This is a genomic window from Rhizobacter sp. P2_H2 (genome assembly GCF_056403375.1).
Window position 1 is genome coordinate 1 of record NZ_JBFUFP010000769.1, and the last position, 2,650, is coordinate 2,650.

Sequence of the window (2,650 nt, forward strand, 5' to 3'; positions counted from 1 at the left end):
CTGCAGGACCTTGGCTTCCTGTTCAGCGTAGACGAGCGGATCCCACAGTTCCAGCCGGCTGCCCATGCCCATCAGCAGCACGTCCTTGGTCAGGCGGGCGGCGGCACGCAGCTCGGGGGAGATCAGCACGCGGGACGAGGCGTCGATCTCGACGTCCATCGCGCTGCCGAGAAAGATGCGTTTCCAGCCGTCGGCCGACATCGGCAGCGCCACCAGGCGCTCGCGGAAGGCCAGCCACACCGGGCGCGGAAACACCAGCAGGCAGCCCGCCGGGTGCTTGGTCAACGTGAGCTGCGGCCCGGCATCGGCGAGCAGGACATCGCGCTGGCGGGCCGGGACGGTGATCCGCCCCTTCCCATCCAGCGTCAACGCTGAGCTGCCTTGAAAGCCAAATTCCGCCACAGAAACCCACTAAAGTGCACTTTGCACCACTCTAGCGGATGGTTCCTATAAGGTCAATGAGAGGTGTAAGAAAAAATCAATGAAATCAAGAACTTAGGACTGACTCTAAAATCTGCCAAATGAAAATGGTTGTAAAAGCAAGGACTTACAGAAGGCTGTGAAAGCTTTGGATGAAAGGGAAGCTGCGGCCGTCGAACCACGTTGCTTGTCGATGTAATGATAGATGTTGACAGAACAGGGTCTTCTGTGATGTTCTATGAGTATGCCCAAGACTGCCCGCGCCCTCCTCCAGTTGCCACCCGCCACGGCGGCCGCCATTGAAAAACTGGGCGCCGACCTGGCGGTGGCACGCCTGCGTCGCAAGGAGTCGCTGAGATCCTGGGCGCAGCGGCTGGGCATCACCGTGTCCACCCTCCAGCGGCTCGAGGCCGGCGATCCGTCCGTCGGCATCGGCATCGTGGCGACCGCGCTGTGGCTCATCCAGCGCGACGGCGAACTGAGGCAGCTGGCGGCGCCCGAACGCGACCAGGGCGCCATCGAACTGGATGTGCGCGAGGCCGTCGAGCTGGGCCGTGCCCGGGCCCAGGCGTCCGCGGAGGCACGCCTGCGCGCCACACCCAAGGGAAAGGACTGAGACATGCGCCTCGACGACCTGCACCTCTGGTACCTGGGCGACCCGCAGACGCCGCGCCACGTCGGCGCGCTGAAGCTCGTCTCCGCCGGCAAGGGCGTGTCGCTGCACTACGGGCGGGAGTGGCTGCTCGACGGATTCGCGCTCAGCGAGGATCTTCCGCTCGTCGACAACGAGTTCCTGCCACCCGGCCGCCTGGCCACGGACGGGCAGCGCGCCGTCGGCGCGGTCGACGACGCGCGGCCGGATCGGTGGGGCGAGAAGGTCATCCGCTTCGTCGACAAGCCCCAGCGGCTGTCACTGATGGAGTACCTGTACTACGCCGGCGACGACCGGTTCGGTGCGCTCGGCGTTTCCACGTCGTCGAGCGCCTACAGCCCGCGCGCCGCGGGTCCGCTGCCGCGGCTCGATGACGTGCAGCAGCTCAGCGAGGTGGTCGCCAAGATCGAAGCCTCGGAGCCCCTCAATGCGCTGGAGGCGAGGATCATTGCCGGTGGCGGCAGCCCGCTCGGCGGCGCCAAGCCGAAGGCCCTCATCGAGATCGGCGGAGAACAGTGGGTCGTCAAGTTCTTCAACAACGAGCCCGTCGACACGCCGCTCATCGAGCACGCGACGATGACGCTGGCCCTGCGCGCCGGCATCACCGTGGCCCGGACGCAGGTGATCCGCCTGGCCGACGCGAATGCGATCGCTGTTCACCGCTTCGACCGCGCTCCGGGCCGGCGCATCCACAGCATCTCGGCAGGCACCGCCATCCGCGCGGCCACCGCCTCCGGCGCCGAACCCGAGATGGGGTACCCCGAACTCGCGCGGATCCTGCGCCGCATCGGCGTCACGCAGGACGGCACGAACCAGCGCGACGCGCGCGAACTGTTCCGCCGGATGGTCTTCAACATCCTGGTGGACAACACCGACGACCACGAGAAGAACCACGCGCTGCTGGTCATGAACCCCTTCGCCCAGGGCCGCCTGACGCTGGCGCCGGCCTATGACGTCCTGCCGACGAACTCGGGGCAGGGCTACCAGGAGTTCATCTGCGGCGCCCAGGGCCGGGACTCGACGCTCGACAACGCGATGTCGCAGTGCGATGCCTTCGGCCTGCTGCCCGCGGAAGCGGCGGCCGACGTGCTCGCCGTCATCGAGGTCGTGAACACCTGGCAGCAGCACTTCGCACAGGCCGGCGTGACCGGGCGCGACATCGCCAGCCTGGCCGAGCGGCTCGATGGCGAAGCGCTGCTGAACCAGCGCAGCAGCTTCGACCCGGCCCGGTATCAGGCCGCGCCCACCCGGCGGAAAAGGCCCAGCCCGTTTTTACGTCGATGAAACTGCACCGCTGACACCCGAACCACGAGGGATGCACGCCCATGTTTTCGCATCGGCCTGGGCGGCAAGTAACCAAGCTCGGTCCCTGCTCAGGGCGAACGGGTGGTGGGCGAATGGTTCCGCTCACCCCTTGATCCCTCCGGCCGTGAGCCCCGAGATCATCCACTTCTGCGCGAGGATGAACACCACCGTGATCGGCAGCCCCGACAGGATGGCCGCGGCCGCGAAGTCGCCCCACAGGTATTTCTGGTCGTACAGGAACAGCTTGGAGCCCACCGCCAGCGTCAGCTTGGC

3 protein-coding genes are annotated in these 2,650 nt (G+C 66.6%); 2 read left to right on the top strand and 1 reads right to left on the bottom strand.

The features are described 5' to 3' along the window. Window positions 1–402 (bottom strand): division/cell wall cluster transcriptional repressor MraZ (locus AC1D15_RS26020; RefSeq protein WP_477828262.1); only part of this gene is annotated, 402 nt, incomplete at its 3' end. Window positions 403–664: 262 nt separating this feature from the next. Here AC1D15_RS26020 and AC1D15_RS26025 point away from each other — a divergent pair. Then, window positions 665–1,036: an XRE family transcriptional regulator gene (locus tag AC1D15_RS26025; RefSeq protein WP_477828263.1), complete on the top strand. Its 372-nt coding sequence runs from the start codon at window positions 665–667 to the stop codon at window positions 1,034–1,036. A 3-nt stretch (window positions 1,037–1,039) separates the two neighbouring features. Further along, complete coding sequence (locus AC1D15_RS26030; RefSeq protein ID WP_477828264.1) at window positions 1,040–2,356, top strand: type II toxin-antitoxin system HipA family toxin; 1,317 nt, start codon at window positions 1,040–1,042, stop codon at window positions 2,354–2,356. Window positions 2,357–2,650 lie beyond the last annotated feature (294 nt).